This window comes from Legionella drancourtii LLAP12, assembly GCF_000162755.2.
In the GTDB taxonomy this organism is placed as follows: Bacteria; Pseudomonadota; Gammaproteobacteria; order Legionellales; family Legionellaceae; genus Legionella; species Legionella drancourtii.
Map to the genome: position 1 here is coordinate 13,809 of NZ_JH413829.1, position 14,723 is coordinate 28,531.

Below are 14,723 nucleotides of genomic sequence, written 5' to 3' on the forward strand. Positions count from 1 at the left end.
ATTTTCAATTAAAATCGACTTACCGCACGAACACGGCCCACGGTATTGGATTTACTACTGGCAGTAATCTCGCCCGATGAAAAATTAATTAACCATGCATTGGATACATTCTTCTCAGTAGAGCTCCAATAAAATTCCGGAGCAAAAGAGGACAAATTATTGTGATGAAGGTTCATATGCAAAAGTTGCAGTTCATACGCAGACGGTAAATACCAACCACCATAACAAACATTTTCAGCAGCAATTGGCGTTTTACACGGGGTTATTCCATCCTCCATGACTTGATAGTTATCCGCCAATAATGCAGCAAATGTTCCTCTTTGGTCATCGACGGTTTGCTGGGAAATAATAAGTCGTGTGTTGGTCTCTCCTGCACCAATACCATCGCCACGCGCATTGGTGACTTTAGTACCGGCAGCACCATTTCTCCATTGTACGCCTTCCTCGGTCACATCAATTTTACTGGCGATTAATCCATGTTGGCCACGTTCATCAACATAAAAGACAAGACCACCACGATAGGACTCACCAATGTAATGGGGCGCTATTTGATTCGATTTTAACGTATCAATTTCAGATCCACACTGTTGTAACTGTGTGGTATTTCCCTCTGTTATGGAGCGCAACTGATGTAACTGCCCAGCATTTTCTTCAGTTAGAGAGTACAACTGTGCAATTTCTGCTGAATGTTTGCTTATATCCGCCTTTGCGAGGCTAGCCCAATCCTTAAGCATTCGAATATGATCCCAAATATCATCTCCGGGGTTAGCAAAAGCAGATGCAGTAAAACAAAATAATAACGGTACGATGTATTTAATTTTCATGGTAAATCCTCATCTTAAAAGTGACGAATAGCTCGAATTTGAGCTTGTGTTGATTTGTCCTGGACTTTGGATTCACCAGTATAAAAATCCAATAACCAAGCTTGTGTTGTATCGCCCTCCGTAGAGCTCCAATACAATTCATCTTTTAAACCCGCCAAGCCCATCTGTTTTAAAGAGCTATGTAGGAGAACCAGTTCATAATCAGAAGGTAAATACCACCCTCCATAACAGGTCAATGTGGCACTCATCGTGGTAGGACAGGGTGATTTACCATCCGCGCCAATTTGATAGTTGTTTGCCACTAACGCGGCGAAATTGCCACCTTGCTCATCTATTGTTTGTTCTGAAATAATAAGACGGGTATTGGCTTCACCGGCCCCTAATCCATGCGATTTGGCATTCGTAATGCGATCTCCGCCTTCGCCATTACGCCATTCAATGGGATCACCCAAATCCGCAAGTGACGCAATTAATCCATGCTGTTGTGTGGAATCCACGTAAAATATCATCCCTCCCTGATAGATTTCTCCAATTTGATGGGTAACTAGCGGGAGTTCATTGATTTGTTTTTGAACTATTTCAATTTTGTTCGTTGTATTGGAATCAGAATCTGAAACCTTTGTTGTTAGTGAATTAAGCCGCATAATCAGCTCGTTCAGTGTCGTATTTAACTCGTTTGTTTTGACACGCAATTGATTCATATTGCCCGTAATATCTGCTATTTGATTTTGAGTCGCCAAAATGTTGGTATTAATGGAATTAATCTGTGAAGAAAAATCAGTTCGAACTGCATCAATCGAGGCTTTAACATACTCCGTTGATGCAGGACTTGCGAATGCATAGGGACTGCTCAACATTGATCCCAGCATGCCAATGGCAACGTATTTTTGGTACATAGTTTACTCTCCTTGTTACAATTAAATTATTCATTAGATCTCCTGAAGTGTTTTCATCCTGATAAAGTCTTTTAGTTCCAAAAATTTTGGAACATTCACTGCAAATTTACGGTGCTTCTTATTAGCGGCATTCCGTGTTTGTCCGAAAAGCGCGTTTTACATTGCGGGTACCCGCTACAACCCCACCACGCCCCTTTTGACCCTTGTCGTTTCATCAATGTTTTCTGACAATCAGGGCAAGAATAAGTTGAGTTAGATCCCAAGATGTGTGAAGCAGGTTTTTGCTTCTCTAACTGCACCAACATTCCTGAAAGGGTATCGCTTTGTTCCTCGAGAAAATCATCCAGTGCGTGTTTCCCCAGGGCAATATCTTCAAGCATCTGCTCCCATAAGGCGGTTGTTGCCGGATTGGTAATACTTTGAGGCAACCTTTGAATTAATTCGCGCCCTTTAGGTGTTGAAATAAGTTGTTTCCCTTGACGTTTTAGATACGCTCTACTTAATAAAGTTTCTAAAATATTGGCGCGTGTTGCTTCGGTGCCGATTCCGGAGGTTTCTTTTAAAATTTTCTTCAACTGAGGATTTTCTATGTAGTTTGCAATTGATTTCATTGCCGCAATAAGAGAACCTTCCGTAAATCGAGATTTTGGCTTTGTTTTTCGGCTGTCTGGTTTCAATTTTTGAATTGAAACCGGTTCCTGATCATGGAGCTTAGGAATACTTTCTGAGGCGTCGGTATCCAATTCCTCTTCCTCGAGGTCGCGTATGGGTTTAATCGCGCTTTTCCAGCCTAAAACTCCAGGAAGATGAGCGCTGGCTTTAAAGGTATACGCTTCAATGTCTAACGTAACCTGACGTTGCACAAATTCATACTCACCAAGAAATTGGGCTAGGTAATATGCGCGAATTAACTGATACACATTGCGCTCAGACTCGGTCATCGTTTTTAGATTAACTTTAGGATTTAATGTAGGAATAATCCCATGGTGCGCGGTAATCTTGTCTGAGTTCCAAGCTTTTGATTTCAGCTGCAAAGAGCAGCGCTCAATAAGAGGAAGAACCTCGGGATCAATTTGTTTTAATGCGTCAAACACCGCCCCTGCCTCCGCAAATTGGCTGTCAGGAAGATAACCGCAATCGGTACGTGGATAAGAGGTTGCTTTATGCTGTTCATACAACGCTTGAGCAATATCCAAGGTATGCTTTGCACTCAAACCCAGCTGTGATGAAGCAAGTTGTTGCAAAGAAGACAACGACAAACACAAAGGGGGGGCTTCGCGTTTGTCGAGCTCTTTAAACGAAGTCACACGACCTGCTTTGCCGTTTATTTTCCTTGCCACCTCATCGATACTGGCTTTTTGAATACATTTTCCATCATCATCACTCAATTCTTCCGGGATCTCCCAGGTAACCCAAAATGGCTCTTGATTTATATTCTCGCAGAGGGCTTTTAAAACGTAATAATCCTGTGCTTTAAATTGCTCAATCCCTAAATCTCTATCCACCACCAATTTTAATGTAGGCGTTTGCACCCGCCCTACAGACAATACCCCTTGCCCAGGAAGCGCATAGAGGCTGCTCACGGCCATTGTTAAATTCATACCCATGAGCCAATCCGCACGTTGTCTGCCAAGACCAGCTTGATATAAACATTCTGTAGCTGCTCCTGGCTTGATTGAATGGAGCGCTTTTTTAATTGATTCTTCATCCAATGCCGATAACCACAATCGCTCAACTGGCCCTTGGTAGTTGAAATAATCCAAGACTTCCCGACCAATAACATCCCCTTCCCTATCGGCATCTGTGGCAATAACAACGGAACGCGCTTGTTTTAACAATTTACCAATGGCATTTAATTGTTTTTTTGTTTTTTCTTGAGGCATTAATACCCATTGTTTAGGAACAACCGGCAACACCTCCATACGCCAAGGCTTAATTGAGTCACAATAATGATCGGGTGGGGCTAATTCCAACAGGTGCCCAACACACCATGTCACCGCAATTTCGTTGCCTTCAAAACACGCGTCGGTTCGCGTAGTCGCGCCAAGCACGGTGGCTATGTCTTTGGCTTGTGAGGGTTTTTCGCAAATAAACAGTCTCATGCTGCCCCCTGTTCTTCGCGTAATGGCGCAGTAGAATTTTGAGGTTCATCACGTTGATGGTTCAGGTAAGTCAATAAAGGCAGTCTTATTTTTTCTTCCAAACGCGGTACAACGTGCGAATGAATGGCCTTTAATAACAAGGCAGAATCAAGTGGACCATGAATGGCCACATGGTCTTCATACCCTTTTGATTGGTTTAACAAATCCTCAAAGGTAATAGGGAACAATTTATTCACGGAGGTCAGTAGAAGTAGGCTTAACAGACGATTTATTTTTTTAAAATAACGTCTTAAATTATTGAAATAATCATCATCATTTGAAAAACAACCAGCCACCCGTAACAGTTTCAGCAATGAGATTAAATGGTCATACACCTCAAATAATTCGACTAAGGAACACGCGATGCCGCTGTCAAATCGAACTTCAGGGAAGTACGCAGGATTAAAGGTAAATTTTTTTCCAGCAAGATGTTTTTTCTTCTCTAAAATTCCTTCAAACTTATCCAGTTCGTCATACATATATTCGGTGGTACGACTAATTTCCTGACTCAGCTGATGGACGCGTAAAAAAGCCTCTACGCGTTTTTCCTTACAGCATCTTAATAATCCAGAGAGTTTATTCATCACTTGCTCGTAGAAATTTTCCCTTTCTTTTAGTTCACGAGTAAACAAACGATAAACCTCTACATTGCTTAGTTTAAGTGTTACGGTTGTTGTCATAGTACACATCCTTCTTTTATTTCCGTTGATTGTGAGGTAGTAATCAGTTGGGTGATGCAACATGGGACCACTTCCTGTAATTGCCCATCTTCTTCTATAAAAAATTGTTTCGATTCTTGGTAGGCCACTTTCAGTGCGCGCTCTAAATCCTGGGCCTCAATACCCGAACGACTTTCGTATTTACCAAGAACATCCATCTTTAAAAACACTAAGTTCGGCGAATAAAGTGAGGTATTGGAACGCACCAATTCTTGTTCTTCTAATGAAAATTGTTTATTTCCTGAATTCATCCGATGTTCCAACCAGCGTATAAAGTCAGGAAGTACATCAGTGTTCACGTCTGCCTCTTGAGGTTCCATCTCACGATTTGAAGCAATAGGTTCTGCAGCAGAGGGAATTTCTAAATCCTGCGCGAATGGGATAGGGGGTAAATCGTCCAAAATCGGTGTAGATAGAATTGGCTTTTCTTCAACCTCATCTGCTTCATCCAGCTTATTAATTTCACGCATGACGCAGGTAATGTCGTTGGGTGCCAAACCGTCATTAAGAGGAAGCGGTATGCGCACTTTATGAAGCTCACCACCATTAACAAACACAAAGGCCTGACCTTTGGGCAAGGAGACAATATCATTTACTTCCAGCATTTTGACGGAGGTTTTTTGTGCCCTATCCTCATTACTCGTATTAAAAAAAGTGCCCTCTTCGCCATGCGGAGAATCGTTGACCATGGAAACCTGGGTGTGAGAAACCACATCCACACTGGGTAATACATTAATTAAGACATTGGCCGTCTCTTCATTTTCTACACGCAACATAATCGTGGTATTAAGATTTCCCTTGGTCATTTCAGCCAAAGCCTTTGAGCCAAGAGCTACTTCTAAATCTTGTTTGGTTTGCGCATAGGCGGTAACCTGAAATCCAGCACCACCTGCTTTATTTAAAATTTTTACAAAGGAGTCCTGAATAATTTCAGATAACTCATCACAATGAAGATTTAATCGGTATTTGGCACTACTGTCTTTATAAATTTTCCCAGCGGTTGAGACTAAATCCGACAAAAATGCTTTGCCTACTGCTTGGGCAATATTGGGATTGGTCAAACTATCCAGACCAATATAAATGACTTGCTTTTCTTTAATCGCCTTCATCAATTCAATTTCTGAAACAGCATTTTTAAATGAAAAAATGCCCGAAGCGTTACTTTTATTAATTTCAGACAATACAGGACCAACACTTGCTGTGATTTTGTCGTAATAGGTCTTATCCATAATCGTTGCATCATATAAGTCAATGATGACTTGATCGTGTAAGGATTCGACATTCCCTTGGGCAATGGTTTTTGAGATGTACTGTTTAAAATATTTAGCAACCGCTTTTGCTCTATCCATTGGGGGATAGGCATTACCATATTTATCAACGCGTGCATCATTCTCCTCTATAATGGCCTCCACATCTGCCAAATAATTGGGATGACGTGAGGGCATAATGGCATCGGCATAAGCCATCAGTAATTGATCGAGGCGAGAAATATAAAATGAAATGGTTTTGTAATTGATTTGTTGCTGCATTTCCTCAAGACAAATCGCCACAATGTTGACGTACTTCCAAGCAAATGCGGCAAATTGCTTTCCTTCACCTTCGGCATCAATTGCCGCAGTGACACGTGTAGCAACTTCACTGACCTGATCAAAGCGTTTTAAGGGGTTATAACAGGCGGAGAGATCTGGAAAACCAAGATGGACAATCCGAAAATCATTTAACCGATTCGCCGCGTTACACGCAGAATACATATCGCGTACTAACTCTAAATCCCCTTTGGGATCGACTAAAATCACCGCATCCCCATTGCGTATGTCTTGATTCACCAAAATACTGGAAAGCCTTGTTTTTCCAACACGAGTAGTACCCAATACAATCGTATGGCCAACGCGCATACTTTGAGGAATATAAACAGGCTTATCCTCATCACCCAATCCATGTAAATACGGTTTTCCCCCCACATCCGGCAGGGGACGAAAAGGATTTAATCGTGAAGGACTACCAAGTACCTTAGCCAAGCGCGCCGTATCATTATTTTGACAATAAGAGCTTACCATTTGATGCAGTTTACTGGGTTGTAAGAACCGCTCATTTTCTACTTGCTTAATTTGATGTAGCCGCTGTGTATGCCGAGGATGCCACTGAAAACCACGGCCCAAATACAACCATTGCTTAGAGATTGGAACCTGTTTGGTGGTCATGGCAAAATAAGGCATGGCCTTTAATCGCATTTGATAACGAATCACACGAAATGCTTGATAAGCACGAAAACCACCGAGTCCACTTAAACTCAGAGCGGTGTAATTCCCCATCGTTTGTGTAAGCAGCAATAGGTGTGGCGTGCTCACCGCTAAGAGTGCTAAAGACATTAACGTCACTGCAGAATACGCCTCTGTAGGCTCTCGTAATAAATTCTCTACTGGGTAGCGACTCATCGTTTCTTACCTTAATAAATTTAATAGTTCTAATAGGACAAGAATCCCTACTAAATAAATACGCCCCTTCAGTGCCTGAGCTAATTGTGCTTCAGTTGGCAAGACTACTTGTTTGCGAAGGATTGTTTGAACTAAATAAGGCCATAAGAAATAAAGAGACGCATAAAAAAGCCCATGCATGAATAAGAAATACCCTTTAAACGAGCGGATTAATTGTCCTAACTGATTCAATGAATTCGCATTTTTTAAAAGTAATGGACTGATAACTGCGATTAAAATCAGTAGCAAAATCAATTGAACTACTACTATAATTGTAGGCTTAAGGAACTTTTTTAACATAAGGATAGCTCCCAATGATTTCTAAAGTGGACTGGACTAAGATCGCTTGGACAATGCTCCGATTTAGTTTTAAATTGGTGCTGATAACCCTTCAAATAGTGATTGAGATTGGTTTTGACTCCAATCAAAAAAGGACCCATCCTTTTGGAAAAATAGAAGCGCGCTCTCGTGAAGAAAACGGCCATATCTCTCCAGGAGCATTTTCCAGAATAATGAATGACTAAGGACGATGTGTTCCTCACATAGCCCCCTTGGTAGCAATCTTTGCTCCGGCTTTGAACGCGGCAGTTCCTGATTGAGAAACTTTCTCAGAATGAGTATTTGATTCATCAAGTAAACTCATGAGCCCTGCACCCGCATCGCCGCCAAAATGACCTGACAATTTGAGAAAGATAATCGGCCCAACATAGTAAAAGAGAACAACCATGTTGCGCATCGCAGCGACCGAATCACTATCACCGAGTGGGTCAATCACGCCTCGTTCAAGAAAGGACACATAATGCCAAATACATTGCACAAAAATACCCATAGTATACAAACCTATTAAGGTTCCTAGAGCACGAGGGCTCATGCCACTTAATGCCAACACAATGGGTGTAAATACAATTAAAAAGAAATAAAACAACGCTTGCATTACGGGCAACGTCTGCATGGTTGCTTCACGCTTTAAAGGTGTCGAAGTATAGGATTTTACCGATTGTCCTAGATTAACCAGGTTTCGCGAAAGAAACGTGCCTACCGTACCATTGGAAGGATCCATAAGTGCTTCCGTACTTTTTTCTTGCAGATCCCGATTATCCTGAATTAACACTTTAGCAATGTAATCTTGCGCCGTTAAATCCGATCTCCAAGCGTTTTTGTGTTTGATTTTGTAATCCATCATGCGTGACTCAACATTGAGTTTGCCAAGGTGCTTGTCAAAATAACTTGCCTTTTCAGACACCTGCACTAACTCAGTTTGAATCTTATCCCACCATTGCGCGCAAGTTGGATACCCATTAGTCGGCTTATGCGCTGAAACCTCCGTATCCTCGGTAGCAGCGGATTCAAATTTTGGATTTGGATAGCGCGCATAACTAAATCCTTCCACGGGCTCTCGTGCCTTTAATTTTTTATAATACAGTTCCCTAAAGGTTTTAGACCCCATCCAATTTAAATCATCCTCACCACCATGGGCTTTTATCTGTGCTTTTAGTGCTGCTTTTTCTGCATCCGTATGCTGCTCTTTCATGTAGCTACTGCGGGCTTCTAAAAAACACTGACGATGAAATTGTACTGCGTGTTGCCTTAAATCATGAGGAATGTACGTTGAGATTAAATCCCCTTGGATCGCATGTAAACTATCCGAACACCCTGTTACTTTCATTAAACCGTAGGTAAACCCAGAAGCCATGTCTTGCACGAAACTAAAACCGATGGGGATTTTTACGCGATCGGTTAAAACATCGGCGAACGCCTCATCATAAGTGGTTCCTGAATCCTTAATGCTCGACTTAACCGCCCCATCACTCCCTCCTTTATTGGTCGTACACATTGGCTTAAAGGAAATTCCTTTTTGCACTAAGGGCACACATGGATAAACAAATACCGCACATATAAAAAATAAAACGGCAAGCTCATACAAGAACAGATGAAGCGCCTGTTCACTTGCATGAGCACTAGGACCTGAAGGAACGAGCATGTTTTTTAGATAACGATAAGCAATCATCAAAAAACCTAGAAAGATTATCCCTGTTTGCCACAACGCATCAAAAATCACATCATACTGCTGCCAACCAAGGTAAGTGGTATAGAGCGATAACGGGCTAAATACAATCATCCGATCACTCCTGTTTACCGGAGCGGTACACCGCACCATTTTTAATTAATCCCTCATCACGCGTGCTACTGGGCATGGCATTCGCTAACCCATTTTTACGAACACCCATCACCAAATTAAGGGTATCGGTCATCATCTTCTTACGCACCTCGCCTTCAAACGCTAAATTTTGAATTTCCTTGTCTAATTTATTCACGGCCTCACGAACCATACGATGGGCTTGCTTTAGATTTTGTACCTCTTGAATTTGCATTCCGGCTTGGAGTAAATGACGAAGCATAATGGCTTCATCCAAAAGATTTTGGATGGCTATTTCCTCACCTATTTTGGACACAGTCATTATTTGTTGTTCACGGGGCATGCGCTGAATTGCGGTGATAATCTCATCGGTAATTAACACATTCGACGCACTTAATTGACGTAAATTGGTTTCAGTGAGCTCTGATTCTTTATCTACTAATTTCCATAAGGAGGTACTCACCTTACTGACACAGGTCGAATGACTCGTAATCTTAGGACAACTTTGCAACAACGGAGCTAAACCAATCCCTGCATGCGCTTCGCGATCCGATACGGATTTTTTATGACTGATTTTAATATCACCTAACACCAAAACAGCCCATTGTGCTGCCTTCTTTGGATCTGACCATATTTGAACAAACCGATGATGCTTTTTATCAGCGTCTGAGGCTGGGTCTTTATTATCTAAATCGCGTGAGCCACTTAACAACACGTTATAGCCTGCAACCACAACATCACTAATGACTTTTATAGGAGGCTGATTGCTGCCACCCGAATTTCCATTCTTGCGATGAACCCAAGGCAAGCCATACTCATCGCCTTTATTGGCAATGTCTTTTGCCGTTTTGGTGACATCCACCGAGACGCCACTTCGAGCACGCTGGGCTGCTTCAATCCACCCTTGCGAATCAGACACCGCGAGCATGCTGGAAATCGGGGAGTTTCCTTCCTCAAGCGCGCGTTTGGTGGCAAGACAATCTGCCATTTTGAGTGCAAATTCATTTTGCGCCCCTGCAGACGTATTTTGTAAAATGTTGTACAACCCAGGCATGGATTGTTGCAGTTTATATCCTGGATAGGCGGCTACAGAGCCCTTTAAATTATCGATAATTGCTGAAGGAATACCGCTCATCGAGCTCTTTAAATCCTGCAGGCTGTTGGTGATGGAAACCACCGGATTGAACATATTACAATTCAGTCCCCCACCATTAATGTAGCCACCAATGGTCACTGTTTGGTCGCGATTCACAGGTGGTACGAATAAATCCGACGCGCTTCCTAATTGATAGTAATACTCTGATTGTTCGGGAAAGAGTGATGCGAATGAACTGCCACTTATTAAAATACTGAGCATGATTACGTTTAATTTCATCTTCAAATTCCTATCGTTTTTTAGGCTTACCTACTTTGGGCATTCCCGCTATGAGTTTTCCTTTTTGTTTGACGCAGCCCTTGTACTGGCGCCAAACAACAAAGACGTAATTTCCATTTCCTTTTTCATCATCGATTTGTTCTTGATTTTCGTCCTTCCCAGGCGTGATGTTGCGATTATTGGGGTACACTTCTTGCCAAATTAGGTGTTCTTGTTTGGGATCAAAAACCACATTGGACACCACACAATTGGGACCACAGCTGTTTTTCGTGGACTGTTTCACATGAAGTCCTTCATTGGTGACAATGTCTGCTGCATGCATGGCCGCAACCACAGAAGCTCGAAAACGTGAAGATTGAGTCACACGCATTAATCGTGGAAATTCATGTCCCCAATGATTTTTTGGGGTGCCAATGTGATGCCCAATAAGTAACGTCGGATGGGTTGCCAGATATAGAAGTTCACTATTCGCTCTATCGGCCACCGCATCGGCAAGACTTGAGTAATACAGATTCATAAACACTGTTTCTGAATGGTGTGTTACCCCTTTAATTTGATAAAAATTTCCCGGGCTGCCAATAACGCTCACAACCCGAGTTCGGTCTTCATTAATGTGTTGTGTCGCTAACTGCCCGGTTCCATCGCCAAACCCTAAGGGCATACCCGTAATGGTTTGAAAAGCAGATTGATAACCACGCACAGCCAGTTTATTCTCAAATAAGTTATTTGCCTCAACCCATGGATTTTCCCCTGGATTATTCGACACCGTGACAATTAAATCCGGAATAAATTGCGAAATCGCAGGACCTGCTGTAATTTTTGGAGGAAGCGATGGTTCCTGCCAAATACAGGCACCAATGACATGAATCCTGCTGTTTTGCCCAAGCTTCATGAGTACCTTCACGGCCATTTGCGGTGTTGAAATCGGAGCCACAGGTTTCGTACTTTCAAAAGCGAACGAACTCGCTGTACAGGCCATCAAAAGATACCCCAACACGGTTTTAGACATGATGAACCTCTTGATAACGACGAAACAAAAATAAGGCTTTATCAAGCGAGTGCACGCCATAAATCACATAAGCTTTATTAATCACAATGGCCGGCAAGGAGGTAAGTTCATACGCTTGGGCTTGACCCTGACAACGATAAAAGGAGATCAAGTGCTCCCTTTCCTCATGCGCGCTCTGTTTTACTCGAGCGAGTGAGTCCTGATGTTGATTGAGCTTTTGTGTGATTTGGCTTAGTTCATCCAAATGACACACCTGAGCCTTAATCCCATTCAAAACGACCAATTGAGTAGCGGTGGTAAATACCTCAACCGCGACCTTGTTCGCGCTCGCACTGAAACTCAATAGACTAATCATCATAAAAACAATGCTCTTCATCGAGGGTCCTTGTTTTATTTTCCATGCGATCGGCAACAATTTGCGCGGCAGTAAGTACGTCATATTGTTCCTCCAAAAGATGACGCGCAGCTTTTTCGGACTGTTCATTGATGAGTAAGGCCAATAAATAACGAAAAGGAATAACCCGAAATAACCCTTGATAGCGTGAACCTAAAAGCACCGCTTCGGCATAGAGTCCTTTTTGTGAATCTATATCGCGCATGAGTGCTTCTTGTTCTGGGGTTATTTGTTTGAATTTTTTTAAATCAGACAATTCTTTCTCATCAAGCCCCATCACAATCCAGGTCTCAATCAAGGAGAGAATTTTCATGGCTTTTTCTGAATTCATATCGGCGATATTTTGAGTAATGGGCACCAGCCACAACCCAAGTTTTCGCGCAACTTTAGCCACCAACAAACAAATGGCGACAATGACCTCAATTTCAAATTGCAAATGCGATTCATCAATGCACAAAAACGTAGGCCTGTTCTGATTTTGGGTTGCCTCAGCCATAGCCAAAATACGTGGCAATAAGGAAACCATCACCAGGGCCAATTTTCCCTTATCTTCTTTAATGGCTGAGATATCAATGTGAAATAAATCAAAGTCACCTAATGGCTCGGTGGGCACATTAAAAAACCGTGCTTTATTGCTGTTAATGACGTAACTCTTAAGACGATCGTGCATATCTAAAATGCGATCTTTTTTGCGCGTCACCGTTTCCGTAAGCAGTCGCCTGGCAAAAGCAGCGAGTACATGCTCGGTAAGCATCTGTGGGACTTCCTCACCAAAGGAGGTAATAATGGCGTCACTTAAAATTTCAATGAGTAACGTCTCATCACTGAGCGTGAATTTTTTTTCTTCTAAAACATTAGCTTCAGTAATCATGGTACGTAAAGCTAAAGAAAGCTCGGTTAAGTAACTGCGTGACTCCTCATGACACTGAAGCTCTTCGTCCTGTGCCTTTTCAGAAAGGTGCGCTTTCAGATCCATGATTTTTTGCGCTAAAGCCGTGGCTTTTTCTTCCGTTAAATGGTCACGGATTTCAGGCAATGCTTTATAGGCATCGCAAAACGGATTGAGCGGAACGGCCTTATCTTTACGATTGCTAAATAAGAGCTGCTTGGTTTTTTTCCCCATCGCTTGCGCATGAATCAACATCCGATCAAATGAATTCCCCATTTCAAATAAAATAATGCGGGCATTTTTAGTGGCCATTAAGGAATTAATCATCCACCCCGTGGTGACTGACTTACCTCCACCCGAAGTTGCAAAAAGGGCCATGTGCGAGTTTTGACTGATAAAATCATGATGCAAAATATCAAATGAAACAGGCTCTCCTAAGCGATTAAAGAACGTAAAACAAGGAAGATGTTTTGCCCCTTGATTACGGCCATACACCGGAAGAAGTGCGGCTAATTCGGACGCATAAACTAGACGGTCATAACATAAATGTTTGCGTGCAAAATTGGGGACAAAGGTAAAGGGAAGACCATTGAGGTAGCTATTTAATGGGTGTAAATCAAACGCCGAACCAATAAGCGGCATCTTCGCATCAATAAATAATGAATGAAGCGCTTTTTCAATTTGGTCTAAAGCGCCCTCATCAGGCCCACGAAAATACACGGCTTGATTAACCCAAAACAGGCGATTGCCACAGGCAAGCTCATCACGTGCTGCTTTGATGTCTTGACGCACCTCAGACGGTTTAAGGCCGGTTCCTATAATTCCTTTTTCAATACGCATTAAATGCGCATCCAAAGATTCATCACTGCTAAAAACCACCGAAATTGTATAAACAGAGCCCTCAGGAAGTTTATCCAGTAACGCATAACGGTGTTTGGGATTCGCCTGAGGTTTTTCGCGTGAAATTAATCCTATTTCAGGACTTTCTTTTAACCCATCCACATACAAAACCCGATGTTTCAACCCATCAAAAATAAAGCCTTTCTCATCACTTTCCACGGGACTAAAAAATATATTTTGCGCAAAGCTAAAACTTGCGGGCTTATTCTTTTTTGGATAAGGAAATTTCTTTAATAAACGCGCACTGTCCCCATCCGTTAAGGAAGGATTTGGATTAAACCATTTAACCAACCAATTATAATACGAGGCCCCAGCTAACCGTTTTAAAGTAAGCCCTGGTGAAATTAATTTGGCTCTAACTTGGGCAATCACCTCTTCATGCTCACGCACGGCTTCTTCACGCGTGATGCTCAACTCCGCATAACGTCTGTAAAATAACACGCGAATTCGTCGTCGACGACCACGATACGCATCCCCTGTTTTGGGATCTAAAAACAGACCTTGGGGACGAACCATTTTTTCAAATAAATCACCTAAACGGTTTAAGTAATCTTGCGTAAATTGCGTTTTTAAAATGTCTGGATGGATTGATTTTTTAATGTGTTCTAAAACCGGCTCAAGTGCGTAGTCATCAGAAACGTACATTTGCATCACCCATGGGTCTTTTTGATGTAAAGGCACCACGCGAGTAAAGGTCTCACAGACTTTATCAAACACCGCTTTTAAGTGCTCTGGGGAGGTTGCTTCAGCAGGAATATCGCCTAATTCAAAACCGCTCCCCACACTAACCCCATCGTTGAGTAGAAACAGATTCTTTTCATCACAAAAATCGACAAAAGCAAGCCTGTCCGACAAGGAAGGACCATTGGGTAAATAGCCCTTTTTTATCTCCGTTATTTTTTGGGGATTAGGACTTCCAGAACCAATTAGCCAACTCACCCATTTTCTTACGTGCGTCATCACAT

The 14,723-nt window shown here is 42.2% G+C and carries 12 protein-coding genes; 1 reads left to right on the top strand and 11 read right to left on the bottom strand.

Annotated elements, in window-relative coordinates:
• Nucleotides 1-8: 8 nt before the first annotated feature.
• From LDG_RS10645 to LDG_RS10670, 6 genes are all read right to left on the bottom strand, one after another.
• Complete coding sequence (locus LDG_RS10645) at nucleotides 9-824, bottom strand: Lcl domain-containing protein (RefSeq protein WP_006871358.1); 816 nt, start codon at nucleotides 822-824, stop codon at nucleotides 9-11.
• A 14-nt stretch (nucleotides 825-838) separates the two neighbouring features.
• Nucleotides 839-1,720, bottom strand: a complete 882-nt coding sequence (locus LDG_RS18550) for a coiled-coil domain-containing protein (protein WP_006871359.1) — start codon at nucleotides 1,718-1,720, stop codon at nucleotides 839-841.
• 95 nt (nucleotides 1,721-1,815) lie between these two features.
• A complete protein-coding gene (locus tag LDG_RS10655; RefSeq protein WP_006871360.1) occupies nucleotides 1,816-3,822 on the bottom strand; it encodes a DNA topoisomerase III in 2,007 nt (668 codons plus the stop codon).
• Entirely contained in the window at nucleotides 3,819-4,541 is a 723-nt protein-coding gene (locus LDG_RS10660; RefSeq protein ID WP_006871361.1) for an AcaB family transcriptional regulator, read from the bottom strand. Before LDG_RS10660 ends, LDG_RS10655 begins: the two co-directional genes overlap by 4 nt.
• Nucleotides 4,538-7,015: a type IV conjugative transfer system coupling protein TraD gene (gene traD, locus LDG_RS10665; protein ID WP_006871362.1), complete on the bottom strand. Its 2,478-nt coding sequence runs from the start codon at nucleotides 7,013-7,015 to the stop codon at nucleotides 4,538-4,540. Before traD ends, LDG_RS10660 begins: the two co-directional genes overlap by 4 nt.
• A 6-nt stretch (nucleotides 7,016-7,021) precedes the next feature.
• Nucleotides 7,022-7,354 carry a hypothetical protein gene (locus tag LDG_RS10670; protein WP_006871363.1) on the bottom strand — a complete coding sequence of 111 codons (333 nt, stop codon included), beginning with the start codon at nucleotides 7,352-7,354 and terminating at the stop codon, nucleotides 7,022-7,024.
• Nucleotides 7,355-7,368: 14 nt separating this feature from the next.
• Between LDG_RS10670 and LDG_RS10675 the strand changes: the two genes are divergently transcribed.
• Nucleotides 7,369-7,578, top strand: a complete 210-nt coding sequence (locus LDG_RS10675; protein ID WP_006871364.1) for a hypothetical protein — start codon at nucleotides 7,369-7,371, stop codon at nucleotides 7,576-7,578.
• A gap of 14 nt (nucleotides 7,579-7,592) precedes the next feature.
• Here LDG_RS10675 and LDG_RS10680 read toward each other — a convergent pair whose 3' ends face one another.
• Genes LDG_RS10680 through LDG_RS10700 form a run of 5 tightly spaced genes read right to left on the bottom strand, consistent with a single transcriptional unit; the run spans nucleotide 7,593 to nucleotide 14,718 of the window.
• Nucleotides 7,593-9,173 carry a conjugal transfer protein TraG N-terminal domain-containing protein gene (locus LDG_RS10680; RefSeq protein WP_006871365.1) on the bottom strand — a complete coding sequence of 527 codons (1,581 nt, stop codon included), beginning with the start codon at nucleotides 9,171-9,173 and terminating at the stop codon, nucleotides 7,593-7,595.
• Between the two features lie 4 nt (nucleotides 9,174-9,177).
• A complete protein-coding gene (locus LDG_RS10685) occupies nucleotides 9,178-10,566 on the bottom strand; it encodes an integrating conjugative element protein (RefSeq protein ID WP_006871366.1) in 1,389 nt (462 codons plus the stop codon).
• A gap of 10 nt (nucleotides 10,567-10,576) precedes the next feature.
• Complete coding sequence (locus tag LDG_RS10690) at nucleotides 10,577-11,575, bottom strand: TIGR03756 family integrating conjugative element protein (protein WP_148263558.1); 999 nt, start codon at nucleotides 11,573-11,575, stop codon at nucleotides 10,577-10,579.
• Nucleotides 11,568-11,951 carry a DUF1525 domain-containing protein gene (locus LDG_RS10695; protein ID WP_040535431.1) on the bottom strand — a complete coding sequence of 128 codons (384 nt, stop codon included), beginning with the start codon at nucleotides 11,949-11,951 and terminating at the stop codon, nucleotides 11,568-11,570. Before LDG_RS10695 ends, LDG_RS10690 begins: the two co-directional genes overlap by 8 nt.
• Nucleotides 11,923-14,718: a conjugative transfer ATPase gene (locus tag LDG_RS10700; RefSeq protein WP_006871369.1), complete on the bottom strand. Its 2,796-nt coding sequence runs from the start codon at nucleotides 14,716-14,718 to the stop codon at nucleotides 11,923-11,925. Before LDG_RS10700 ends, LDG_RS10695 begins: the two co-directional genes overlap by 29 nt.
• Between the last annotated feature and the right edge of the window lie 5 nt (nucleotides 14,719-14,723).

What these genes read in the sequence shown, in the direction of transcription:
- LDG_RS10700 (WP_006871369.1), bottom strand. Translation starts at nt 14,718, where the DNA reads ATGACGCACGTAAGAAAATGGGTGAGTTGGCTAATTGGTTCTGGAAGT.
- LDG_RS10675 (WP_006871364.1), top strand. Translation starts at nt 7,369, where the DNA reads ATGATTTCTAAAGTGGACTGGACTAAGATCGCTTGGACAATGCTCCGA.
- LDG_RS10685 (WP_006871366.1), bottom strand. Translation starts at nt 10,566, where the DNA reads ATGAAATTAAACGTAATCATGCTCAGTATTTTAATAAGTGGCAGTTCA.
- LDG_RS18550 (WP_006871359.1), bottom strand. Translation starts at nt 1,720, where the DNA reads ATGTACCAAAAATACGTTGCCATTGGCATGCTGGGATCAATGTTGAGC.
- LDG_RS10645 (WP_006871358.1), bottom strand. Translation starts at nt 824, where the DNA reads ATGAAAATTAAATACATCGTACCGTTATTATTTTGTTTTACTGCATCT.
- LDG_RS10695 (WP_040535431.1), bottom strand. Translation starts at nt 11,951, where the DNA reads ATGAAGAGCATTGTTTTTATGATGATTAGTCTATTGAGTTTCAGTGCG.
- LDG_RS10660 (WP_006871361.1), bottom strand. Translation starts at nt 4,541, where the DNA reads ATGACAACAACCGTAACACTTAAACTAAGCAATGTAGAGGTTTATCGT.
- LDG_RS10670 (WP_006871363.1), bottom strand. Translation starts at nt 7,354, where the DNA reads ATGTTAAAAAAGTTCCTTAAGCCTACAATTATAGTAGTAGTTCAATTG.
- LDG_RS10680 (WP_006871365.1), bottom strand. Translation starts at nt 9,173, where the DNA reads ATGATTGTATTTAGCCCGTTATCGCTCTATACCACTTACCTTGGTTGG.
- LDG_RS10690 (WP_148263558.1), bottom strand. Translation starts at nt 11,575, where the DNA reads ATGTCTAAAACCGTGTTGGGGTATCTTTTGATGGCCTGTACAGCGAGT.
- traD (WP_006871362.1), bottom strand. Translation starts at nt 7,015, where the DNA reads ATGAGTCGCTACCCAGTAGAGAATTTATTACGAGAGCCTACAGAGGCG.
- LDG_RS10655 (WP_006871360.1), bottom strand. Translation starts at nt 3,822, where the DNA reads ATGAGACTGTTTATTTGCGAAAAACCCTCACAAGCCAAAGACATAGCC.